The sequence below is a fragment of the Roseateles sp. GW821-FHT03B02 genome, from assembly GCF_059421025.1.
Genome location: NZ_JBWKUV010000008.1, coordinates 238,377 through 261,654, shown reverse-complemented (window position 1 = coordinate 261,654; position 23,278 = coordinate 238,377). Strand labels below are relative to the sequence as shown.

The following is a 23,278-nucleotide window of genomic DNA, read 5'->3' as shown; positions in this document are numbered from 1 at the left end:
GTCCGCAGAGACTGCGTGTGTCCGACGCCAGTTCCCAAGCCGGCCCGAGATGGCGAAATGCCTGGCGGTCAACCCGCCAGGCATCGCCACCCCCTCTGGGGGATCGACCAGGACAACCCGCGTTCAGCGAGGTTGCCCTGGGCGAGGGCTGAGCCGCTTCAGAAGCGATAGCGGGCGCCGATCAGGTAGCGACGGCCGGTCTGCGTCGCCGAGATCAGCTGCTCCTTGGCACGGCCATGCTGGCGGATATAGCCATCGTTCAGGTTGATCAGGTCGGCCTGCAGCGTCAGGTCCTTGCCGATCTTGTAGCCGATGGACATGTCGACCTGGCCATAGGCTTCGGTGTAGACCGGGTTGTTGCCCGCACCGTCGACCTTGGACGCCAGGAACTCACCGCGCCAGTTGTAGGCGGCCCGCACCGACCAGGTGTTGTCTTCATAGAAACCCACCAAGTTGGCCGAGTCGCTGACACCCAATAGCGCGGCCTGGGGGGTCGTGATGTTGGTGTTGTCGTACTTCATGCCGGCACGCGCAAAGGTGTAATTGGCCGCGATGCCGAAGCCGCTGTTGCCGAACGTGTGCTGCGCGTTCAGCTCCAGGCCCTTGATGTTGTCGCCCTTCTCGTTGGACGGCGTAGTCACCTGGAAGCTCAGCAGCGGGTCACCCGGCTGGCCGGCAATGGTGCCGAGGATTTCGCCCGAGGCATTGACACCGGTCTGCGTCACGCCCGGCTGGCCCTTGAAGTTGTTGAAGATGTAGTTGCGGATGCACAGCGGCTGGGCGTTGGCACCGCAAGCCGCCAGACCGGCCTTGTAGTAGGCGCCGCCGATGGGTGTGGTGACCCCCGGGATGGTCTGCGTGACGTTGGACGTGCCGACGAAGTTGCTGACCTTCTTGTAGAAGGCGCCTGCCGCGACATAGCTGCTCTTGGCGTAGTAGTACTCGGCCGAGAAGTCGAAGTTCTTGGACAGCAGCGGCTTGAGCGACGGATCGCCCTGCGAGCCCGTGCCGCCGCCGGCGTTGGCGCCAGCGCCGAAGTTCGTGCCGCCGACGAGATCGTTCCAGCCCGGACGGCCGATGTTGTGGCCGTAGCTCGCGCGGATCTTGACGTCAGGCGCCAGGTCGGCATCCCAGTCGATGCTGGGCAGCACATAGGAGTACTTGCCGGTCTTGGAGTCGAACACCGTAGCGCCGGAGGTCAGCGTCACCTCGTTCTGCGAGATCCAGGACGCCGCAGTGCGCGAGACCACCTGCGAAGACGAGTTCACCTTGGTGGACTCGTAGCGCAGGCCGGCCGACAGGTTCATCGGGATGGCCGTGTCGAAGGAATGATCCCACTGCGCGAAGGCGCTGCTGGACTTCTCGGTCGTGCGCCAGTCGTTGCCCAGCGAGTAGTCCGGAGCCGCAGAGAAGTAAGCCTCGGCCTGGGCCCGGGTCACGCCGCGCGAGGCCATCAGCACCTCGATCGAACGGGCGCGCAGGCTGTTGAAGTCGAACATGTAAAAGTTCGGGAACAGGCGCGAATCACCCGAGCCGGGGATCTGGCTGAAGAAGCTCGGCAGGCTTTCGGTACGGGTGGCCACGTTGGCGTACTGACCCTGCGAGCCGACGCCACCCCAGTCATTGTTCTGGTTGTTGTAGCTGGCCGCGCGGTTCTTGACCCGCGTGAAGCCCAGGCCGGCAATCAGCTTGTTGTCCACGTCGATGCGGTAGCTGCCCTGGGTCTGGAACTGATCGACCGTCTGCGAGCTCAGGTTGCTAACGAACTGGCTGCCCGTCAGCATCAGCTTGCTGGCGTCGAACTTGGTCGTCGGCAGGCTGACGATCGGGAACTTCTGGTCGTAGTACGCAATGGCATTGCCCTGGTTGAACAGGCCGAAGTCCATCGTCGAGTAGCTGCCGTAGGGGCTGTTCGGGCGGGTGTCGGACGTGGAGTGGTGGGCGTCGAACTCCACCTTCACGTCGTTGCTGACCTTCCACTCGGTGTTGAAGCCGGTCGAACGGACCTTGGTCTTGTCGCCGTAGACGCCGCCGTTGATGGCCAGGTCGTGGTCGTTGTTGGGGAACAGCGCCGTCTGGATGACGGGCGTGGCGACCGGGCCGCTGGTGAAGGTCGTCGAGGGAGTCGACGGGCCGAACGAGAAGTTGAACCAGCTGGACAGCTCGGCGTTCTTCTTGTTGATGGTGTTGTTGGCCAGCGTGTAGTCGAGCGTGAACTTGAGGTCCTTGCTCGGGGCGAACTGCAGCACCGCCTGGCCGTTGACGCGCTCGCGCTCCAGCGACGTCAGCGAGTAGCGCATGTCGGTCGACGTGGAGTACAGGCCGGTCGGTCGGTTGGCGATCGGGTCGGCGCCGGTCGCGGGCTTGGCGGGGATGCTGCCCCAGTCGCCCGAGTTGGCGGTGAAGGTGCGCCAGCCGTTCTGCGTATAGGCCTTGTTGGAGCCGGAGTCACGCTTGGAGTAGCTGCCGCTGATGGCCAGGCCCAGCTTGCCGTCGGCGAAGACTTCGCTGTAGATGCCCGAGACTTCTGGCGTGACGCTGGTGCCCTTAAAGGCTTCCGGCAGGCGGTTGTTGGAGTCGTCGTAGTTGGCCTTGATGCCCAGGCTGGCGATGCGGACCTTGCTGTCCAGCGGGCGCGCCGTCTTGATGTTGACGGTGGCGCCGATGCCGCCCGTCGGCGACGAGGAACGCGCCGTCTTGAAGACCTCCAGGGCGGCGATCGAGTCCGACGACAGGTTGGCGAAGTCGAAGGCGCGCGAGCCGTTCGCGCCGCCGTTCTCGTTGCTGATGACCCCGGTCGGCATCTGGCGGCCGTTCAGCAGCACGAGGTTGAAGTCGGGGCCGACGCCGCGGACGGTGATCTTCGAACCCTCGCCGCTGGGCGCGCGGTCGATGGACACGCCGGCGATGCGCTGCATCGATTCGGCGAGGTTGGAGTCGGGGAACTTGCCGATGTCTTCGGCCACGATGCCGTCGACCAGACCGCGGTTTTCACGCTTCAGGGTGACAGCGCTGTCAAGGGACTTGCGAATGCCCGTGATGACGACCGTTTCCAGCGATTGCGTCGACGCGGCTGGCGCGGCGGTGGTCTGCTGGGCCTGCACGGCGGCTGCGCCGGTCAGCAGCGCGACCGAGGACGCCCACGCTACCGGCTTGAGCCGGCGAGCGCGCTGGGGCTCGTGCCGCGTCTTGGAAATCTGAGGGTGTTTCATTTGTCTCCTTGCTTGCTCTGGCGGCTCAGGATCGAGCCGATTGACGAAGTTTTTTATGGCTTGTGTCCGTCGAATTTTGGTAGCGATACCAATGCGCCCCAAAAAAAGAGTCAGCCCCAAGCGCCGGGCCTACTGTATTTTTTTGACCCCCCTTGTTCTGCTAGGGTTTACGCGAGATGTCTTCCTGGATTTGCGCAATCCACAACACCCGCTTCACCCCTACTTTCTCAAGCCTCACCCGACGACTTTCGACGCGACGCCACATCATGGCGAACATGATTGGTAGCGATCTCAATTCCATCGCTTCAAAGATCGTCTCAGGCGGGAATCCAAAAATAGACAACGTTGTCTACGATAGACGATTCCGGGATTTGATTCAATGGTTCAGGGGTCTGTGGTTTTCCCGCAGCCGCCCTCGTCGGGACGGTCACGGCCCGCAGAGCGCTGCGCCGGGCGCCGGCCGGCGCAGCCAAACGCCTGAGGCTTGCGCCTTTGCCGACGACGCCCTCCGCCGTGCGACTGACGCGGGCAGGCTAGCTCGCGTCCCCGGGGCGCGTGGAATGCGTCCACGCAATGGACGTCGTCGTCGGCCAGGCGCCGGCCTCAGACAGGCGGCCGTTCACGCGCAGCGCCTCACGCGCCGCCGTCTCCAACAGGCGCACGAGGGCCTGCACCTTGGGCAGGTCGGCCTCGCTCATCTCGGTGCGCAGGTACAGATTGCCGCGCATGCTCATCAGCACGAAGGGATGGCCTTCGGGAAGCAGGTCCTGGCTGGCCTGCACAAGGGCTTCACCGAGTTCGCCCTCGACCCACGCGCCGGTCAGGTCCTTGGTGACGCCGACGATGCCGTAGCGCTGGCGCAGGATCTGCGAGGCCGCGTTGTTGAACTTGGGAAACATCACCAGCCAGCGCATTTCCTCGGGCGTGTCGGTGTCGACCCGGGTCTTGAGCGTGTCGGTGTAGGCCTCGAAAACGGCACGCTCCAGGTCTTCCATCAGCGTGCGGCAAACGACCATCATCTGCAGATCCGGGTGCAGCCCCATCTCGCAGCGCATGCGCAACTCGAACCCCGGCAGATAGCTGCGCTGGGACAGACCCCACTCGATGCGCAGCGGCCCGGGTTGGGCCTTGCGCGCATCGATGAGAAACCCCTGGCCGTCAGAAGTCTGCGAGAACTCGGCGCCACGCGCCTCGGCCCAGTCCATGATCGGACGCCAGCGGGCGGCGTTGGCACGCGTCACGAGCCAGTGCTTGACTTGCTTTACCACCATGGGAGTCGTGAGAAGTCTGAGAATGGGGACTGATTGCTGAGGCGCACCGCACGGAGGCGACGAATGATTGAAGTGTATTCATGGCCCACCCCCAACGGCCACAAGGTGCACATCATGCTGGAGGAGTGTGGCCTCCCGTACCGGGTGCATCCCGTGGACATCGGCGCCGGCGAGCAGTTCGCGCCCGCCTTTCTCGCGATCAGCCCCAACAACAAGGTCCCCGCCATCACCGATCCTGACGGCCCGGATGGACGGCCCATCTCGCTGTTCGAGAGCGGCGCCATCCTGCTCTACCTGGCTGGCAAGACGGGCAAGTTCCTGCCCGCCGATGTGCGCGGCAAGTACGAGGTGCTGCAGTGGCTGATGTTCCAGATGGGCGGCGTCGGTCCCATGCTGGGCCAGGCTCATCACTTCCGCATCTATGCGCCCGAAAAACTGCCCTACGCCATCGAGCGCTACACCAACGAGGCGAAGCGCCTGTACGGCGTGCTCAACAAGCGGCTGGCCCATGCCACCTACATCGGCGGGCCGGAGTACAGCATTGCCGACATCGCCGTCTTTCCCTGGCTGCGCTCATGGAAGAACCAGGGCGTGGAGATGGCCGACTACCCGCACCTGAAGGGCTGGTTCGACGAGATCGCCAGGCGGCCGGCCGTGCAGCGCGGCGTGGAGGTGCTGAACAGCGCACGCCGGCCGCTGACGGACGACAAGGCCCGCGAGGTGCTGTTCGGCCAGCGCCAGGTGCAGCAGCGCTGAGACGGGAATCTCCGCCGCCTATCTCGTGTCCCTGATCAGGATCCAGAGCTCGCCCTTCTTCTTTTTCGTGCGCGCATCCGCCAGCTTGAGCGACTTGGGCGTCGGCCCGGGCAGCGTGACGTTTTGCTCCGCCAGCGACAGGCCGTGCCGGTTGACCGACGACTTCAGCGGCCACAGGTTGTTGGGATGGTCTCCCGCGGCCCGGCCGATGAGCTGGATCTCGACGACATGGTCCGCATCCATGTCATCGGACTGCGGCCTGAACCCGTAGGGACGCAGAAGGTTGTTCAGCTTGGCGCCGCCCTTGGTCTTCTCGGGGTCGTACTTGAACTTCAGGCCCACCTGCACCTGGCGGTCGGCGCTGATGCCAAGCGTGCCCTCGCCGTGGGGCAGTGGTGCCGAGCCGGTGGGCGAGAAGGTCTGCACCTTCCTGCCCACCGCCTTCCACGCGGCCTCGGTGACACCGCCGCCCTTGAAGGCCTGGGCCGCCGTCCTGCCCGCGGCGCCAGGGTCGCCGGCAAGCTTGTTCAGCACGCCGTTCTGCGGCAGCCACTGGCTGGCATGCGGACCCAGGAAGATGGGCGCGTAGGCCGAGAGTCGCGGCTTGGGATAGCTCAGCAGCACTGGGTTGTCCGGCTCGCCCCAGTCATCCTCCGACATGATGGCCGGCAGCTGCGCGCCGATGCCGTTGAAGAGCTGGGTGATCTTGTCGGCGTCCTGCTGATCCTCGGCCTTCTTCATCTCGGTTTCGATCTGCCCCACCAGGCCGTCGATGGCGCCCACCGCCTTCCTGGCCGCAGCGCTCTTGGCCGTCGTCCGGCGCGCGTTGACGAAATCCTTCACCAACTGCGGGTTGCTGGCCACGAACAACTGGGCACCGGCCTTTTCGCCCCTGAACGACAGCGTGTGCGCTTCATCACCCGCCTTGAAGCTCAGCTTGCCCTTCCACCAGCTCAGCAGCTTCTTCGCGCCGGCCTTGACCTTGCCGAACAGCTTCTTGACGACACCGACGATCTTGCCGAGCACCTTGTCGATGGCGCTGTCGACCTTGCTCTGCACCTTCTTGATGAAAGTCTGGATCTTCTCGGTGATGCCCGACAGCCCCAGCAGCCGCGCGAGGAAGCCGATGACGACGGGGATGGCAGCTGCCAGCGACTTCTCGATCCACGCGATCGCGCCGCCGATGGCGCCGGTGGCGATGGAGTGCACGGAATTGATGACCGCCTCCACCAGCGCCATGATCTGCTGCGCCTTCTCGATGACGAACATCACCACGTTGTAGATCGCGATGATGGCCTGCACGATGGCCCCGGCCGGGTTGAACATCGACACGACCTTGGTCACGGCCTGCTTCACGACGGTCTCGATCAGCCAGTCCTGGATCGCGCCAATGACCATGTCCTTGAGCGTGGACAGGTCCTCCTTGACCTTCTCCCACAGCGCCGCCACGCCGCCCTGGAACAGCGCCTGCACATACTCCACCAGTTTCTCGATGACACCCACCGCCGTCTCGCCAATGAGCTTGACGGCCTTGGCGCGCAGCTTGGGATAGGTGATGCCCAGCACGTCCAGCACCAGCTTGAACACCGACATCAGGCTCAGGTCGCTGGGCAGCGTGACGCCCATGGCCGCGAGCGACCCCAACAGCCATCTAAAGAAGCCCGCCTTCAGGTGGGTCCAGATATTGCCCACGAAGGCGCTGAAGCCGCCCTTCACCGCCGCGATGAGGTTGCCCAGGAAACCGATGGGGTCGTCCAGGATGAGCTGGATGGTCTCCATGCCCTTCTTCAGCAGGCCCAGCAGCTTGGCCTTGAACTCCATCAGCGCCTTGACGATCTGGCCCAGCTTCTCGATGAAACCGGCCACCAGGCCCTTGTTCTCCTCCTGCATCTGCTTCAAGGCCTCGTCGGCCTTGTCGAAGGCTTCCTTGTACTTCTGCGCCAGACCCTGCGCGATCTCGTTCTTCTTGCTCTCGATGCCCTCTTCCAGCTCCTTGAAGCGGTCGCCCACCGCGCTCTCGGCGGCCTTGCCTGCGGCCTGCAGACTGGCCGGCAGCGAAGCGACATAGGCCTTGATCTCGGCCTGGCCTGCGGCCACCTCGGCCTTGGCCTCGGCCAGGCGCTTCTCCACCAGCGCGGCCACGCGGTCGATCAGCGCGTCCATGGCCCGGGTGAACACGGCCCGGCCCTGCGTGTAGAACACGTTGACCTCGTCCGGCAGGCCCAGGGCCGCATCGCGCAGCCAACGCGCCAGTCCGACAAGAGGGATGCTCAGGTAGCGGCGCAACTTGTAATCGAAGAGCTTGTCGTCGACGAAGCTCTTCATCTGCGCGATGGCCGCGTCCACGCCAGGGTCGAAGATGGCGCTGACCTCGCCGTCTAGCCCACCGAGCTTGGCCTCCACCTTGGTCTTGGTGCGGGTGTAGATGCCCTCAATGGTGGCCGCGACCTTGGCGCGCTCGGCTTCCTCCTTGGCGGCCTGCTGATGCTGACGGCTCAGCACCTTGGCATTGCCCGCGCCCTTGCGGCCGGCCATCAGCAACGCGCCCGTGCGCGCGCTGCCTGCGGCCTGCGCACCCGCCCTGGCCAGCACGCCGGCCTCCTTGGCGCGGAAGGCGACGGGCGCCTTGTCGGCCTGGGCCGCCACCTTGCCCTTGGCGTCGGCCACCGCCGTGAAGCGCGGGTCGTTGGCCTTGGTCAGGCTCTCCGGCTTGACTTTCTCGTCCTTGAGCGCCTGGTCGGTGTCCTGCTTGGTCTCCTGCAGCGACACCTCCTGCGGTGCGGCCGGCAGCGGCATGGCCTGGCTGCCGGCGATGGGTGGCGCGGCGGCGGGTGCTTCAGCGGGCAGCGGCGCGGTAGGCTGCTCGGGGATGGCGCCGGCATTGGGCGGCTGCTTGACCGCCTGGTCCGCCGGGCCGGTGGCGGCGTCCTTCTGCTTTGCGACACCACCACTGGCGGCGCCCTTCATCTGGCCCTGGGCGCCACCACTCATGAACTTCTCGGTGTCGCCCAGCGTCTTGGGCATGGCCTTGTCGATCTCGGCGCGCAGCAAAGCCTTGAAAGACGCGGGCTGGGGCTTGGGTGCCGGCGCTTCCTTGACCGCATCGACCACCTTGGCCTTGGCGGCTGCCATGCGCTCGTTGGCAGGGGGCTTGGCGGACTTGCTGGCTTGCTTGGCCTTGGTGGCGGCGGTGGGGTGCTGCTTGAGCTTGGTGGCGCCGGCTTTGGCCTGGTTGGTGACAGCGATGAAGCGTGGGTCGCTCTTGGGTTTGGCGACGCGGGGAGCAAAGCTGCGCGGAGCCAGCATGACTACAGCCCCTTCAGTGGGCACAACCCGCGTCCACGCCGGTACTCCCGCTGCAACGCCTCGAACAGCAACCCGGCATCGACGACAACCCCACAAGAAAGCGCCGCCGACACCGCGTCCAGCACCACATTGCGCACCTGCCCTCCCGCCAGCTCGCAGGCCTCGGCCACGGCACCCAGCTGCGCTTCGCTGAGCGCATGCGAGGGCGGCAAGTGCGCCCGCCACAAGCCCAGCCGCTCGGCCACCTCGGGCGGTCGGAAGGGGATGACGAAATCGAAACGCCGCATGAAGGCCGGATCGATGCGCGCCTGCGCGTTCGTCGTCACCAGCACCAGCCCCTGGTGGCTCTCCAGCCGCTGCAGCAGGAAGTTGGTCTCCAGGTTGGCGTAGCGGTCGTTGCTGGACCCCACCTCCGTGCGCGGCGCCAGCAGCGCGTCGCCCTCGTCCAGCAGCAGCATGACGTCCAGCGCCTGCGCGGCAGACAGCAGCTTGTGCAGGTTGCGCTCCGTCTCGCCGATGTACTTGCTGACCACCGCCGACAGATCCAGCCGGAACAGCGGCAGCCCCAGCTCGCGCGCCAGCACCTGGGCGGCCAGGGTCTTGCCCGTACCCGACGGCCCCGCCAGCAGCGCGCGCACGCCCGCGTTCAGCCGCACCGCGAAGGCCGGCGGCAAGGCGCTGCGCAGCCGGTCCCGTTGCTGGCAGCGCGCCGCGAGGGCCGCGAGGTCGCGCCGCAGCGTGTCGTCCAGCACCAGCGCGTCGGGCGGCGCATGGGCCGGGTCCAGCCGCTGCGCCAGCCGCGCCAGACCCGCGGCACCGCCGGCCAGCGCCGCGTCGCGCAGTGCCACCTCATCGCCCGCATCGGCGTGGGCGAGCGCTCGGCGGAGGTGGCCGCAGGCCAGGTGCAGGCGTGCCGCCAGGCCGGCAGCATCGGACAGCCCCGGCCGGGCCTTCTCGATGAGGGCCAGGCGCTGTGCGTAGGCAGGCAGCGGTAGCGAGACGACCAGCGTGTCGCCCGGCAGGCCGTCGAGGCCGTCTTCGTCGGCCGCCACGACGGCGTGGCTGCCGCTCAGCGCCGGCAGCCGCAGCGCCTCGCCCGGTGCAGCGTCCACGCGCAGCAGTGGCAGCGCGCCGCAGAGCGCCGCCAGCGCGGCCAGCGCGGCCAGCGTGGGCGGCGGCGGGCCGCCGCCCTCCAGCCGGCACTCCAGCACCGGCCGGCCGCGCTCGCGCGCCAGCGCCGCAACGAGGCTGCCGCGGCCGTTGTGCTCGGGGCCGCGCACCAGCAGCGGCTGCCCCGGCTGCCAGCCGGCCAGGCGCTCACGGGTTGCCTCGGTCAGCACGAGATCCTGCAGGCGCGGTGCGGCATCGGCTGCCCGCAGCCGCAGACCCGGCGCGGGGTCGGCAAAGGGCTCGCCGCGCAAGGCCGCCCAGCAGGCCTCGTCCACCTCGAAGCGCTGCGCCGCACGCGGCTGGCCCGGGTTCTCGGGCCTCAGCACGCCGGCCTGCAGCAGCACGCGCAGCGCCGGCCGCAGGCCCTGACCCGGCAGGTTGCCAAAGGCCTGCTGCAGCCAGGCCGGGCCGGGCTGGGCGCCGTCCTCGCCCAGGACTCCGTTCAAGGCCTCGAACAGCGGGCCAAAGCGGCGGTCCTCCTCGGCCAGGCCGTGCACCAGCCAAAGCTCGGCTGCCTGATCCGGCCAGTCGTGAGCGAGCGCGGCGAGGCCGGCGTGGACGGGCGCCTCGTCAGGCAAGTCCTCGAAGGCCGCGGCGTAGGCCTGGGCGAAGGCGAAGCGGCCGGCCACCTCGTCCTCGCCCAGCAGTTCCAGCGCGCTCTGCACGACGCGCCAGGCCGCCGCCAGCAGCAGCGCGCGCAGAGCCGTCGCGGCCTCGGGCCAGAGCTCGGGGGAGGTCTCGACTCTCATCGGAACTCGAAGCGCAGGCTGCAACCGGCCGACGGCAGCCAGCCGGGGTCGCGGTCCAGCCCGGCCAGGCGCCAGGCCACGTCATGGCCCGCAAGGTCGATCTCGGCCACCCACTCGGCCTCGCTGAGCCACAGCCGCGCCGGCTGCGCGAGCGTCAAGGCGCCGGGCCACTGCGCGGCGCGCAGGCCGAGGCGGGCGCACAGCCTTCGGCGCAGCACCCGGGCCAAGGCCGGCAGCCACGCCGCCCAAGGGCCGGCCTCCACGCCGGGCACGGCCGGCATTGCCTGCGGCACGGCCCAGTCGCCGCCGCGCGCGGCCAGCACGCCACGCAGCGGGTCGTTGGGCAACCGCCACGCGCTGGCCAGTGCCGCCAGCAGGGCCCACAGCGGCACCTGCAGGCCGGGGTCGCGCGGGCGGGTGAAGTCGGGGTAGAAGCCGTCCTCCAGCAGCGCGTTGACGACGAAAAGCAAGGGCACCTGGCGCGACGGCAAAGCCTGAGGCCAGGGCCAGGCAGCCTCGGCGGCCGTGGCCTCGACATCGCAGTGCCGCTGTCCAGCCTGCGAACGGTGCGGCGCAGCGGTAGGGGCCACGGGTGCTGAAGCCGACGCGGCGGCCCCACCGCTGCGCGGCTGCGGCGCCGGCATCTCGCTGCGCCCCGGGTGCAATGCCTCCCGGGACCGCGCGAGCACCGCCGGCGCACCGGCAGGCCTTGCGTTGCCCGCACCCACCCGCGACGACACATCAGCAGGCTCCGGGCCAGCCCCGGCAGACGAAGCTGCGGCAGGCGCAGCGCGCTGCTGCTGCGCGACTGCCGGTAGGCTACCCGGCAGGTGCGGCGAGCCGGCGGCAAGCTCGCTTGCACCGCCGGCCGCGTCGGGTGTCGAGCCTCCCAGCATGGCCGAGGGCAGCGTTGGCGGCGCCTTCGCTGCGGCGGCTGCCGGCAGCCCTGGGTCAACCGCCATCGCAGCGCCCGCCCGGACCACCCTGCCGGCCCAAGCCCCATCCGTTGCGCCGCCTTCAGGGCGGACACGGACACGCATCGGCAAGCCCCCCACAGCGCCGCGACGCTCATCCGCCAAAGCGCCGGTTTCAGCGTCGGCTTCGGCACCGGGCCGCTCAAGGGCCAGGCCTTGCCTGGCGATGACGGGCACGCTGGTGGCGACCAGCGGCTCTGCGCCCTCACCGGCTTGCAGGTGCAGCGGGCCTGCATCCCCTGCCTCCACCCCGTCCCACCCGGCCCGCTGCACCAAGCGGCGCGCCGCCGGCTGCGCCTGCGGCCGCGCGGCCCAGGCGGCTTGCCAGTGCGGCCAGGCCCGCCCGAGCAGGCCGCGCCACCACCAGCGGTCAAGGCGGCCATCGCGCGCGGCCAGGACCAGGCAGGCCAGCATCTCGGCCTCGTCGGCAAACAGCACGGCCTCGGCATTCGCCGCCACCGGGCCGAGCGCCGGCCGTGCGGCCCGGGCCAGGGCGGCGTCCAGGCGTTCGCGGCCCGCAGCGATCCAGTCCCGCCGCCACGCCGGTGGCGCGGGGCGCAGCAACGCGGCTTCGGGTGCCTGCAGCTGCAACCGGCGCAGCCACAGCAGGGCCTGCGGCGGCAGGCCGGCCGGCAGCGCGTCTTCGAGGTCGGCCCCCAGAGCCTGCAGGGCCAGCCGCGCAGCCACCGGCTGCGCATCCGCCGGCAGGCGGGCGCGCAGACTGCGGATGCTGAGCGGCGCGGCCATGGCTAGCGCCGCTTGCGGTCGGGCGCCTGCGTCAGGGCCGAGGCGGCGACGGACAGTTCTTCCTTCGTCGGTCCGCCCTCCCGCCGCTTGCCAGCCCGCAGGATGCGCGCGGCCGCCGAGGCAACCTTGGCCGAGGTGCGCTCGCCCAGGCCACCGCCGACGTGCGCGGTGCCTTCCGCGCCGCCGGTGGCGCGCAGCAGCAGGCGCTCGGGGTGGCCTTCCAGCTGGGCCAGGTGCAGCTGCGCGCCGGCGCGGCGCAGGGGTACGTCCTGCCAGCCGTCCAGCAGCGCGCGGGCGAAGAGTGCGCGGTTCAACACCTCGGGCGTGGCGGGAAGGCCCGCGGGCATGAGCTTGCGGAACTGCAGCAGCTCGGCTGCCGTCAGCGGCAGCGTCGGCGGCAGCCAAGGGAAGGCTTCGGCCGCGGACCTGGCCTCCATCAGCTGGCCGAGGAACTGGGCGGCGAAGGCCTGCATCTCGATGGCCCAGGACTGCGGCCACATCTGGTCCGCCGCCTCGCCAGGTGGAGTAGCCAGGCGGCGGCGGGCGCTGTCGGTGTCGATCCACAAGGGCTGGGCCTTGGCGTCGATCTGCAGCAGCGCCAGCGGCAACTCGTCAGCCGTCAGCCCGGCAGCCGCGGCGCCACCAGCGGTGCGCTGGCGCATCCACCAGCCGACGCGGCCGGCCGCGGGCACCGCCGTCAGCCCCTGGCCGGGCGACAGCAGGGCCACGGCCAGCTCGTTGCGCAGCGAGGCAGCGGCAGGCGCGGCCGAGGTCTGCACCTCCACGAGCCGCGCCCGCACCGCCGGCTGCTCGATGCGGCGGTTGCAGGCCCCCACCTCGCCGAGCAGCGTGGCTGCCCGCCCCTGCCCGCTCCAGGCGGGGCTGAGGGTCAGCAGGTAGAGACCCGCCAGCGGCTGCCCTTCGGCCAGGCCCGCGGCGCAGTTGCCGAAGCCGCTGAACGAGCTGCCGCGGCCAGCGCTGCTGAGATCCAGGTCGAGGTTGCCGATGGCGATGACGGCGCCCGAGGGCGTGACGCCCAGCCCCGCCGCGATGTGCAGCACGCTGCCGGCGCCGGCTGCCACCGTCAGGCCCTCGGCCGCGCCGCAGCCGACGAGCCGCGCCAGCCGCCGCTCGGCGTCGTCGCGCGCCTGCTGCTCGCGGGTCAGGTCTTCGGCGCTGAGCAGGCGGCCGTTGAAGAAGAAGCTGCGCGGCTCGCCATCGACCGCGATGACCTGGTTGAGCCGGGCGTTGAGGACGGTGCTCATGATCAGACTCGGGCGATGACCAGCCACTGCGGCGGGTCGAGCTTGGTGGCTGCGATGAGAGTGATCGAGCTGGGCGTTTTCATGACTTGGCGGCCATCGCCCTCGATGCCCGTCACGGCCAGCTCGCCGACATTGCCTGTGGCCTTGATGACGATGACGCGACCTTCGCTGATCTCGCCCGTCTTCGGGTCGGGCAGGGCCAGCACGCCGTTGACGGTGACGACGAGGACATGGTCCTTGTCGGTGACGCGCAGCTGGGCTGCGTTGCGCACGTAGCGGATGTCCCACTGCCCGACGTCCACCGCGGCCGCCTGGGGCGCAGCCGTCTGCACCAGCTCGCCGCTGCTGGCGTCCCAGCCGACCAGTGTGGCCGTCGTGCGTTGCGGCAGGGCCGCGAGGCTCAGCGCCTGGAAGCGCGGCGCGGCCGCAGTGTGCAGGGGCTGCACGGTGTTGATCGTCACGACGCTGCCGCCCGTCACCGCCGTCAGGCTGGGGGGGCTGGTGGCATTGCCGGCGGCGACGACCTGGGTGGCCGTGCCGCCGCCGCCCGCGTCGATGCTGAGCTCCAGCTGGCCGCGCGCCACCGCGCGCAGGTTGACCTGGGTGTTCTTGCCGTTCACCAGCGTGGCCAGCGCGTAGTCGCCGCCGCGCGCGGTCGCGCCCTTCACGCCGATCAGCATTTGCATGTCGCCCGGGCGGTCGCTCAGGCCGGTGCCGCCGTCCTCGATGCGCACCGGCGCCTTCTCGCCCGGCGCATAGACGAAGGGCGGCGGCTTGCCCGCGGCCAGCGCCGCCTCGTCGCCATCCCAGGGCCGGGCCGCGATGACGACGCCCCTGTCGTCGGTCGCCAGCAAGCTATTCAGCGGCGCACCGAGCACCAGTTCACCGTCGACGGCCAGGCTGCCCGTCACCTGAGCCTTGCCGCCCACGGTCAGGTCGCCGCTGAGGTCCAGGCCGGCAAAGTCGGGGCTGGCACCGGGGCCGATGTCCTGCACGGTGTCCAGGCGGATGGTGGGCGCATTGCCCACGTCCACGAGGATGTTGGGCGAGGGGCCGACCGGCTTGGGCAGGGCCGCTCCGGCCAGCGCACCCAGCTCGAAGCGGGCCGCCTGCGTGCCGCTGGCGGCGCGGCCGACCAGCAGCGCGCCCTTGGCCGGCGCTGCGTTCTGGCCCGTGCCGCCATCGGCCACGGGGATGGGCTGGCTCATTTCGGGGCCGTAGTAGTCGGGCTTGCCACCGCCGGGCCCTCCTGGCCACTTCACGGCGGCGACGATCCTGGCCTTCTTGTCCGTCGGGCCTGCGCCATCGGTCGTGTCGGCCACGATGTCGATGCGCGTCATCGCGTGGTCCTGCGTCTTGAAGTCGGCCAGCAGGTCCTGGGCATGGTCCAGCTCGGGGTCGCCCTTGCCGAGCACGAAGTGGGCCTCGCGAGGCGCGTCCTGGCTGCCGTCGCGCAGCAGCCATTCCTGCAGCAGGCGCAGATGCAGCAGTTGCGGGCGGCCCAGCACGCGCACGGCGCGCGTGCCGCTGGCACCCAACTTGGCGTCCACGGCGGCCAGCAGCAGCGCACGTTCGGCCACCGGCTCGGCAACGGGCACTGGGCCGTGGTGGGCCATGAAGCCGCTGCGCAGCAGCCTTGTCCAAACCTCAAAGGCCGCGGCGTAGTAGGCCGCCAGCTCGGCGCGCGGGATCTGCAGTTCCTTGGGCGGCGCCGGCAGGCTGACCTTGCTGGGCTCGGGCAGCGGCGGCGTGGCGGCGGCGGGCATGTCGCGCGTGTACGCATGCGGGTCGCCCCAGGCGGCGACGATGGCCTCCTTCAACCCGGCCTCGACCTGGGTCTGGAAGCTCGCCAGCGTCTGCCCCGCCGGCGCGGTGCTGCGGACCTTGATGCCGCGTATCCACGCGACGACGGCGCGCAGGGCCAGGTCTTCGCTTGCGTCAGGCGGCGTCCAGGAGAAGTCCAGCGCGAAGCTGTCGGCGACGCGGGCGTCGGCGCTCAACTCGCTCTCGTCGCGGCAGGGCTCGCCAGGGATGGGCACGGGCGAGCCGCTGGCCTCGGCAAAGCGCAGCAACACGTAGACGGTGGTCTTGCTCGCCGTCATCGCGTCGCGGGCCAATTCCGCGTCCAGCCAGGTCTGCAGGTTGGCGCACTGCTCGGCCGCCACGCCGACGAGGCGGCCGTCGGGCATCAGCGCCAAGCCCGGGGCCACACGCACCTGCTGGCCTTCGCTGCTCGATGCCGGCTTGGGCGCAGCCACGCCCAGGCCGGTGATGACGCCGTAGCCGATAGTCTCGCGCAGCGCGCGCTCGTCGCGGGCCGCGAGGTAGGCATGCTCCTGGCGAAAGTCGTCCACGCCCAGCACCATGCCGAAGGTGTAGTTCACGCGTTGCAGCGGATCGAGGGCCGCGTCGGGCGCGGGGGTGAAGGTGGAGCCTGTGCAGCAGCCCATGATCGTCTCCGGAAGGTTCTAGCGGTCCAGCCCCACCCGGTCGGGTGGCGGCAAGGGTCTTGGATGCGTCAACTGCCCGCCGCCCAGGTCGCGCTCGCCGAGCACGAGCGGGGGCCAGATGGATGCGGACGCCAGCGCCGCAAGTTCGGGCCGGCGCAGCAGGCCATGCTCCAGCCGCGTGTCGTGGCCCAGGCGCGCCTCGCCGACGCGAAAGAGCTCGAAGCCGAAGCGGATCTCGGCCACGGTGTGGGCCGGCTTGTCGCGCTCCACCGCGCGCTGCACGGCAGCACGGCGGCGGGCGAGTTCATCGAAGTCGAGCTGGGCCGTGTCGGTGGGCAGCGGCAGCACGACGCGGAAGCGGTGGGCCGGGCCCAGCGCGCGCACGATCTGCGCCTCGAAGCGCCACCAGTCGGCCAGCGCCACCGAGCCGGCCGGCAGCCCCAGCGGGCTGGGGATGCGGTCGAAGCCCCGCCAGGCCGTGCCCCAGGCCGCGTTCAGCAGCGAGATGCGACGCCAGCGGCGGGCGAGATAGTCCTGCCAGCGCTGGCGCAGCGGGGCGCAGGGCTGGGTGGCGTGGAGGTAGCCGTCGAAGGCCTCGTCAAGCGGGCGGGGTTCGTCCGCGGGCAAAGCGTCGAGCCGCCAGGAGGCCATCAGCGCGGCCTCCTCCTGCGCAGCGCGCGGCAGGAAGCCGAAGGCCTGCTGCAGCGTGATGAGGTCGCCCAGCAGGGACTCGTCGCCGGCCAGCCGCTCGACCAGCGCCGCCCTGCCCTGTGCTGGCCGCCAGGCAGCGGCGGCCAACGGCGGCGCGAGGCCGAAGAGCTCCTGCAGGCGCAAGCCGTGCTCGCGTTCGGGCAGGCGCTCGGGCGCCGCGAGGAAGGGCTCGGCGTCGACCGCCTCAGGCTCCCAGGCCAGCGTGGCCGCCAGCAACATGCCGGGCACCGTGCCGCGGCGCGCGTGCACGGCGGCGGCGTGGCGCAAGAGCGCGCGGCGGCGCACCGGGCCGATGGAGCCGTCGAAGCTCAGCGCCAGCCAGCCGGCGAGCCAGTCCAGCGTGGCGCGCGGCGCGGTGCGGGCGTCGAGCAGCAACTGGGCCGCGGCGATGCGGTCCTCCCAGCGCGTCAGCTCGCCTTCGAAGAGGGCCAGAAAGCGGCCGGTGAATTCGGCGCTGGTCGGGTCGGCGCGGTAGACGGCGGGCAGGTAGTGCTGCAAATAGCTGAAGCGCGGATACCAGGCGCGCAGGGCGGCCAGGCCCGGGCTCTGCTGGCCGTCGCCGCTGGCCTGGATGCGCAGCTGCAGGTAACGGCCAGTGGCGGCCTGCAGCAGGCAGGTCAGGGTCTGCACCTCCTTGCACGCACCGGGCGCGGGCTCACGCCAGGGCAGCTCGGAGCCGCCGGGGTGAGGCAGCAGGCCGGGCTCGTCGCGCCAGGGCTGCAGGGCCAGACCCTCGGCGGTTTCGGCGGTGCGGCTTTGCAGCTTGAGCAGGCTGCCGGGCGGACGGCGCGCATCCATGGCCACGCGGTGCCAGACGCAGCCGGGCGTGGCGCCGTCCCACACCGGGCCGACGAGCACGCCCTCGCGCTCGCAGCGCGGGCGCGGCAGCGTCAGCAGCGGCAGCCAGCGGTCCGACCCGGCGCAAAACGCCCGCGCGGACGGGAAGCGGTGCAGCACCTGGCCCGCGCCCAGGCTGGCCAGGCCGCCGGCCTGGTAGCGGCGCAGCGGAATGAAGTCGCGCTGCAGGTCGAAGGACCAGGTGCCGGCGTCGTCGGTGCTGGCCGCGAAGCGGAAGGCCTGGTCGCCGCTGGCCGCCAGCAGCAGCACGTTGAAACGCTGGTCGGCCAGCCATTCCAGCACCAGCGTACGGGTGGACAGCAGCGTGGGCTGGCCGTCGGCCGTCGCCTGCTCGATCTGCTCCTCCAGCGGGCCGAAGGAGGCGGCCTCCCGGCCCTGCCAGTCGACGACAGACAGGTAGAGCCCGTCCATCTGCAGCCTGAGCGCGAGGAAACGCCCCGCGGGCAGCGCCGCCACGGCCGTGGTTTCCGGGCCCAGCACGAGCTCGCAGGGTGGCTCGGGCGGGGCCGGCTCTGGCGCAGCTTCGGGAGCGAAGGCCGAGGGGACGGCGACGCGCGGCACGCAGGGTCGCAGGTCGGCCCCGAGCCGATGCAGGGTGCCGGCGGCAAACAGCGCCACGCCGCCATCGTCCAACGCCAGCAGGGCCTCCGGCACCGGCATGGCCGGCCAGGGCTGGGGCAGCGGCGGCCCGCCGCCGTGCAGGTCGAAGACCAGCAGGCCGCCGGCCGCAGCACTGGCGACGACGAGGTAGTGGCCGGTCGTCACGGTCAGCGCGTCCATGACCAGGGGCGCCGCGGGTCCGGCCGGCGCGCAGGGGCCGAAAGCGCCCGGTGCCGGGGCAGTCACCGGCGCTTCGGGCAGTGGCCAGAAATCGGTGATGTTGCCGCTACCGCTGGACCAGACGCGGATGGCCGTGCCCGCGGCGTTCAGCGCGTAGAGATTGCCGTAGGCATCGAAGACGCCGCCGGCCCGCGCCCCCGGCTCGGGCAGTGCCGCGGCGCTGCTGGCCTTGAACTCGAACAGCAGCGGCTTGAGCACCAGCTGGCCCAGCGCCTCTGCATGGGCGCTGTCGTCAGGCAGCCAGGACCAATGCGCGTCCGGCCTGGCACGCAGCAGCCAATCGTCCCGGGTGACCAGGGCGTGGAAGCGGCCGCCGTTGGCGTCCATCAGCAGTTCTCCGGCACGCGCGGGACCGGCAGGCGGACGGTCGGCGTGGCGCTGCCTTCGCCCGTGCCACCGGTCCCCTGGCCGATGAGATCGGACAGGGGCACCGGGTCGCCCAGGCTCACCGACAGCCCGGCGATCAGCGGCAGCTGCAGGCCGGCTAGCGGCATGCTGTCGCGCTGGGCGCCGGTCGAATCGCCCAGCAGCAGGCCGGTCACGCCGAGCACGCCGTCCACGCGCGCGGCCACGGTGGCCAGCTCCAGCGCGGCCACGGACTTGAAGAGGGGCCAGCCGGTCGTGCTCGCCTCGTTCGGCAGGGGTGAAAGGAAGGCCTTCAGGACCGCCCTGACGCGCTCGCGCACCTCGGCCACGCCCTGCCCCGCGTGCAGCTCGATGCCGACGCTGATCCACAACCCCGTGTAGGCCGGGCCGCGCAGCAGCACCTCGCAGGTGACAAGGCGGCGCGGCGCGAGCTGGGCGCAGACCGCATCGATGAAATCGGCGTCGGGCAGCGGGTAGTCAGGCCGGCGCGGGTCCTGGCGCGGGATCAGCAGGCAGGTGACGACGCCCGGCTGGTCGCCCGGCAGGCCCGGCGACAGCTCGGGGTGCCAGGCGGGCAGCACCTCCACGCGGCCGACGTCGGCCTGCGGCGTCTCGCGGATGATGGCGTCGAAGTCCTCGGCGCTGACGGCGCGCTCGCGATGACGCAGCACGAGGGGGATGCGCTTCTCACCGTCCGCCGCGCTCTCGGCGTCCAGCCCGCCGTCGGCCGGGCGCGGGTTGGCGACCTTCACGCCGGGCGGCAGCGTCGGCCCGAGCTTGATGGCGCCGGCGGCAACGTTGCCGGCGGTGCCCGCGGCCCAGTCGAAGCGCACGGCGATCTCGGCGCCGGCCGGCGGGCGGGCGCCGCGGGCACCGTCGCCGAAGCGGATCTCGCCGCTCTCGGCATCCAGTGCGAACACCTTCGCGCCGGGCTGGCCTTCGGCGGGCGCGGCCTCCAGCTCGTCGGTCAGCGCCCAGGGCTGGCTGGCCACCAGCAGTTGCATCGAGTCCGCCAGCACCTGGCCGTGGCTCAAGCGGCGGCGCTGCTCGGGCGAGCCGTCGCCCGGCGGCAGCAGTTCGCGGCTGACGCGGCTGCGCTGGCGCACGGCGGCGCAGTGGGTGCCGGCCCAGGCCAACTGCACGCCGGCATTGGCCAGGCCGTCGATGCGCAGCCACGTGATGAGGCGGGCAGCCAGGGGTTCGTCGGTCAGCTGCGGCGGCAGCTCGCCCACGCCAGCCTCCAGCGGCTCGGCCTCGGCCCAGGTGCCGATGTCGCCGGCCTGGGCGGGCAGCGTGACCTGCAGGATGCCGGCCTGCGCCGGGAAGCCGCTGGGCGCGACAGCGTCCAGCCGCCGGTATTCGCCCGGCGTGCCCGTGCCGTCCGCGCGGGCTTTAGGTGCCCAGGCGCTGAGGGCAGGCGGCGGCAGCGCGGGGCGGCCGGGCTGGATGCGCGCACTCGTCTCGGGTGGCTGGGGAATCAGGCCGATGGACAACGTGCGGCCGGCCAGTTCGGCGCGGGCGTTGGTGAGCTCGGCGGCGCTGGGCTTGGGTGTTGCCAGCAGCGCGATCCACAGCGCGCCGTCCACCGTCTCGGCACCGACGTCGATGGCCTGGGCCAGGTCGGCGAGCTGCACGCAGTCGTAGAGCTCGGGCTGGATGTCGGCGGCGCCGCCGGCGAAATCGCGGCCGGTTGCTTCGTAGAGCTGGCGGTAGTAGTCCAGCAGGGCCGGATCGGGCGTGCCAACGCGGCGCTTGAAGACGACGAGGCCGGTGACGGGCGGCAGGTCCAGGCCGGTGTCGCTGAGGAAGGGCACGGCACCAGCGAGCAGCGGCAGGCCCGAGGGCAGCGTGATCGTCTTGCGCTCGCCGGCCTCGTTGGAGAACTGCACGAGTGCGCGGGCCGGCTGGGCGGGGCGCAGACCGATGCCCAGCAGCTGCAGGAACTTCAGGCGGTTGCGCTCGGGGATGAGGTTGGCGCGGTAGAGCAGGCTCTCGGCCATGAAGGCGAAAAGCTCGACGAGGGTGACGCCGGGATCACCAGGTCCGGTGTGCGTCCACTCGGGCGCGTGCACGGCGGCCAGGGCCAGCGTGTCGCGCACGAGGGCGGCGTGGTCGCGGTCGTCGATGGCGGGGAGCTGGATGGGCATGTCGTGTTACCTCCCTTGGACGGGGATGGACAGGCTCATCCGGCCTGACTGCGCTGTGGCGACGAGGGTGAAGCTGAGTTCGGCGATGGCCGCTTCGGGGTCTGTCGGGTCGGCCTGCACCTTGATGGCTTCGACCTGAACGCGCGGTTCCCATTTGCCGAGCTGGCGGCGGATGGTTTCCTCGATGGCGCGCCAGGTGGTGGGCACGTTGGGCTCGAACAGGAAGCGCTCCAGGCCGGCGCCGTAGTCGGGGCGGCGCAGGCGCTCGCCCTGGGCGGTGAGCAGCAGGATTCGGATGGACTCGCGCACATTGGCTTCGCCGCTGCTCCAGGCGAGGCGACCTTCGGGAGTCAGGCGAAGCGGGAAGGCGACGCCTTTGCCGTAGAGGGCGGTTTCGTCCCGAGTCATGGCTTCTTGCCCTTCAACCCGGGAATCGGGAAGCAAACCATCAGGAACGGCAGCCACCGAAAGATCAGATCCAGCAACGTCGCAATGACGATCAGCAGAATGAACGCCACGATGGTGATGATCGGAATCGACAGCGAACAGATCGTGCCGAAGCTGTTCGCGCCCGAGCCCCCGCAAGGCCCGCCATCCGGCACCGACAAGTCCTTGTGGAAGGGCCATGGCAGCACCGACAGCACCAGATCGCCGAAGCCCAGCCGCCGCACCCGCTTCATCTGCCCGCACAGCAGGTCGCTCATGATGAAGGCGCTGTTCTTGCCGAACTTGCGCAGCCCGCCGGGCGAGGTGTCGAACGGCAGCGCGATGCGGATAGGCCGCAGCGGCGCTTCGGGGTCGAAGAAGCCGGCCAGCTCGAAGACCTCGCTGGGCTCGGACATGACCGCCGGATGCAGCGGCCCGCAGTCGCAGCGCTGGTGCACGAAGCGCAACACGTAGCGCGGCGGGCCGGCGTCGGCGGTCAGCGTGGCCTGCAGTTCGCGGGCGAGCCGTGCCGCGTCCGGCGCCTGGGCACGGGCGGGGCCCAGGCGGCCGGCATCGAAAGCCTCCTGGATGGCGGCCTCCAGATCGGCCTGCAGCCGCTCCAGCAAGGCATTGGCCTCGTCCTGCTTGTCGGCGAGTGGGTCTGGCGGCACATCGGACCAGCCCCAGAACGGCCCCTCGATCGCGCCGCCCCGCGTGGCCACGGCCAATGGGAAGGCGAAGCGGGGCCAGGGATCGCTGCCGTCTTCGTTCTTGGCGGGGAAGGCGAAACCGGAGCCGTCTAGCGCCTTGGACACCGGGGCGATGGCGGCCAGCGCTGCACGCAGGCTGACGACGCTCGCGACGTCGCGCTCCGGCGCCAGCACCCGCGGCGAGAAGACGCCAGTGAAATCGACCTGCCCGCGCCTGGTGGCGTCGAAAAGCGCGGCATCGAACCGCCCCAGCAGCGCATCCGCCAGGTCTTGGCCCGTGGAACCCGAGGCCAGCCTGCCGTGCACGTCGGGCAGGTGGGCAGCGAGCCATTCGTTCATGTCCTGCAGCAGGCGCCAGGAAGATTCCTGCAGCTGGTCGTTGGCGTTGGGCAGGCTGCTCAGGGCCGCGTTGTCGCGGGCGGCCGGCTTGTCGTCCCAGGGCGCATCGGCCACCGGCCCGCCAGCAGCATCGCGCGTGGCGCGGGCGCGCTCGATCAGGCCCTGCCAGGGCGCGATGAAGACCTGGCGCGCGCTGGCCTTGAGGTCGTCCGCCACGGTGGGCGGGGTCGGCGGCTGCTGAGGCGCGAAGCGGAAGTCGTCATGCCGCGCGGCCGGTATGAGACCGGCCAGCAGCTTGCGCGGTTGGCCGCCGGGGGCCGTGTAGGCCAGCGGGAAGACGGACAGCCATTCCTCGCTTGGCAGGGGCTGGCTGGCATCGGCCAGCGGATGCCAACGGCCGGGCTGGCCGGGCGCCTTCACGAACGCTGCCTCCCCCCCGCCCGGCAGCAGGCGGCGCAGCAGCATGCCGCTCCTGTCGCCGCTCGACGTGGCACGCGTGGGCAGGCCGGGCTGCTCGCACACGAGGTGGGCCGCCGCGACGTAGAAGCGCTGGTGCACAGGCTGGAAGAGCTTGAGCGTGGGCGGCGGCTCGGGCGACGGGGCAGGCGCCGGCAGGGACTCGCGCTTGAAGCCGAGCAGCGTGCGCTGTCGCGTCAGCGCGCGGGCCACGGCGAACCTGGGCGTTTCGAGAGCCGGCGCGGGCGTCGGTGCCGCGAGCTTCTGCCAGGACTCGGAGCGGGCGATGAACTCGGGCAGCGTCTGCGGCGCCTCGGCCAGCACGGCGAGCAGGCGGTCCATAAAGTCGTCGCTGTCGAAGCGCAGCAACGTGGGCGCGCCGTTCACGGGAGCGGCAACGAAGCTCTGGCCGCCCACCCATCTCAAGACATGCGAGGCACTCATAGGATGTTCCCCGAGGACATGTCGGCACCCCGCCCACCGGGTACGGCGGGCACCCCTCCGAGAGGGGCGGGCCTTGCTTGG

The 23,278-nt window shown here is 70.7% G+C and carries 12 protein-coding genes; 1 reads left to right on the top strand and 11 read right to left on the bottom strand.

The window, feature by feature from the left end:
* Positions 1–158: 158 nt before the first annotated feature.
* Together AC07VX_RS20930 and AC07VX_RS20925 are read right to left on the bottom strand one after the other, a co-directional pair.
* Positions 159–3,212 (bottom strand): TonB-dependent receptor, encoded by a 3,054-nt coding sequence (locus tag AC07VX_RS20930; RefSeq protein ID WP_493166144.1) that lies wholly within the window; start codon positions 3,210–3,212, stop codon positions 159–161.
* Positions 3,213–3,745: 533 nt separating this feature from the next.
* Positions 3,746–4,483 carry a hypothetical protein gene (locus AC07VX_RS20925; protein ID WP_493166145.1) on the bottom strand — a complete coding sequence of 246 codons (738 nt, stop codon included), beginning with the start codon at positions 4,481–4,483 and terminating at the stop codon, positions 3,746–3,748.
* 63 nt (positions 4,484–4,546) lie between these two features.
* On the opposite strand from AC07VX_RS20925, the gene AC07VX_RS20920 reads away from it, so the two are divergent.
* On the top strand, positions 4,547–5,239 hold the full coding sequence (locus AC07VX_RS20920) for a glutathione S-transferase N-terminal domain-containing protein (protein WP_493166146.1): 693 nt from the start codon (positions 4,547–4,549) through the stop codon (positions 5,237–5,239).
* An 18-nt stretch (positions 5,240–5,257) separates the two neighbouring features.
* Here the strand turns inward: AC07VX_RS20920 and AC07VX_RS20915 are convergent, their stop codons facing one another.
* From AC07VX_RS20915 to AC07VX_RS20875, 9 genes are read right to left on the bottom strand one after another with little or no spacing between them, the layout of a single operon-like run.
* Positions 5,258–8,545, bottom strand: a complete 3,288-nt coding sequence (locus AC07VX_RS20915) for a phage tail protein (protein ID WP_493166147.1) — start codon at positions 8,543–8,545, stop codon at positions 5,258–5,260.
* Positions 8,546–8,547: 2 nt separating this feature from the next.
* Complete coding sequence (locus AC07VX_RS20910) at positions 8,548–10,464, bottom strand: ATP-binding protein (RefSeq protein ID WP_493166148.1); 1,917 nt, start codon at positions 10,462–10,464, stop codon at positions 8,548–8,550.
* Positions 10,461–12,185, bottom strand: coding sequence for a hypothetical protein (locus AC07VX_RS20905; RefSeq protein ID WP_493166149.1), 1,725 nt, complete (start codon positions 12,183–12,185; stop codon positions 10,461–10,463). Before AC07VX_RS20905 ends, AC07VX_RS20910 begins: the two co-directional genes overlap by 4 nt.
* 2 nt (positions 12,186–12,187) lie before the next feature.
* The gene (locus AC07VX_RS20900) at positions 12,188–13,450 is read right to left on the bottom strand and encodes a hypothetical protein (protein WP_493166150.1); all 1,263 of its coding nucleotides are present in this window, start codon (positions 13,448–13,450) and stop codon (positions 12,188–12,190) included.
* A gap of 2 nt (positions 13,451–13,452) precedes the next feature.
* Positions 13,453–15,900: a hypothetical protein gene (locus tag AC07VX_RS20895; RefSeq protein WP_493166151.1), complete on the bottom strand. Its 2,448-nt coding sequence runs from the start codon at positions 15,898–15,900 to the stop codon at positions 13,453–13,455.
* An 18-nt stretch (positions 15,901–15,918) separates the two neighbouring features.
* A complete protein-coding gene (locus tag AC07VX_RS20890) occupies positions 15,919–18,636 on the bottom strand; it encodes a phage tail protein (protein ID WP_493166152.1) in 2,718 nt (905 codons plus the stop codon).
* Entirely contained in the window at positions 18,636–20,822 is a 2,187-nt protein-coding gene (locus tag AC07VX_RS20885) for a baseplate J/gp47 family protein (RefSeq protein WP_493166153.1), read from the bottom strand. Before AC07VX_RS20885 ends, AC07VX_RS20890 begins: the two co-directional genes overlap by 1 nt.
* Positions 20,823–20,828: 6 nt before the next feature.
* Positions 20,829–21,230: a GPW/gp25 family protein gene (locus AC07VX_RS20880; RefSeq protein ID WP_493166154.1), complete on the bottom strand. Its 402-nt coding sequence runs from the start codon at positions 21,228–21,230 to the stop codon at positions 20,829–20,831.
* Positions 21,227–23,197, bottom strand: coding sequence for a hypothetical protein (locus AC07VX_RS20875; RefSeq protein ID WP_493166155.1), 1,971 nt, complete (start codon positions 23,195–23,197; stop codon positions 21,227–21,229). Before AC07VX_RS20875 ends, AC07VX_RS20880 begins: the two co-directional genes overlap by 4 nt.
* Positions 23,198–23,278 lie beyond the last annotated feature (81 nt).

Excerpts from the sequence above, each read along its gene's own strand:
- AC07VX_RS20930 (WP_493166144.1), bottom strand. The coding sequence starts at position 3,212 with ATGAAACACCCTCAGATTTCCAAGACGCGGCACGAGCCCCAGCGCGCT.
- AC07VX_RS20925 (WP_493166145.1), bottom strand. The coding sequence starts at position 4,483 with ATGGTGGTAAAGCAAGTCAAGCACTGGCTCGTGACGCGTGCCAACGCC.
- AC07VX_RS20920 (WP_493166146.1), top strand. The coding sequence starts at position 4,547 with ATGATTGAAGTGTATTCATGGCCCACCCCCAACGGCCACAAGGTGCAC.
- AC07VX_RS20915 (WP_493166147.1), bottom strand. The coding sequence starts at position 8,545 with ATGCTGGCTCCGCGCAGCTTTGCTCCCCGCGTCGCCAAACCCAAGAGC.
- AC07VX_RS20910 (WP_493166148.1), bottom strand. The coding sequence starts at position 10,464 with ATGAGAGTCGAGACCTCCCCCGAGCTCTGGCCCGAGGCCGCGACGGCT.
- AC07VX_RS20905 (WP_493166149.1), bottom strand. The coding sequence starts at position 12,185 with ATGGCCGCGCCGCTCAGCATCCGCAGTCTGCGCGCCCGCCTGCCGGCG.
- AC07VX_RS20900 (WP_493166150.1), bottom strand. The coding sequence starts at position 13,450 with ATGAGCACCGTCCTCAACGCCCGGCTCAACCAGGTCATCGCGGTCGAT.
- AC07VX_RS20895 (WP_493166151.1), bottom strand. The coding sequence starts at position 15,900 with ATGGGCTGCTGCACAGGCTCCACCTTCACCCCCGCGCCCGACGCGGCC.
- AC07VX_RS20890 (WP_493166152.1), bottom strand. The coding sequence starts at position 18,636 with ATGGACGCCAACGGCGGCCGCTTCCACGCCCTGGTCACCCGGGACGAT.
- AC07VX_RS20885 (WP_493166153.1), bottom strand. The coding sequence starts at position 20,822 with ATGCCCATCCAGCTCCCCGCCATCGACGACCGCGACCACGCCGCCCTC.
- AC07VX_RS20880 (WP_493166154.1), bottom strand. The coding sequence starts at position 21,230 with ATGACTCGGGACGAAACCGCCCTCTACGGCAAAGGCGTCGCCTTCCCG.
- AC07VX_RS20875 (WP_493166155.1), bottom strand. The coding sequence starts at position 23,197 with ATGAGTGCCTCGCATGTCTTGAGATGGGTGGGCGGCCAGAGCTTCGTT.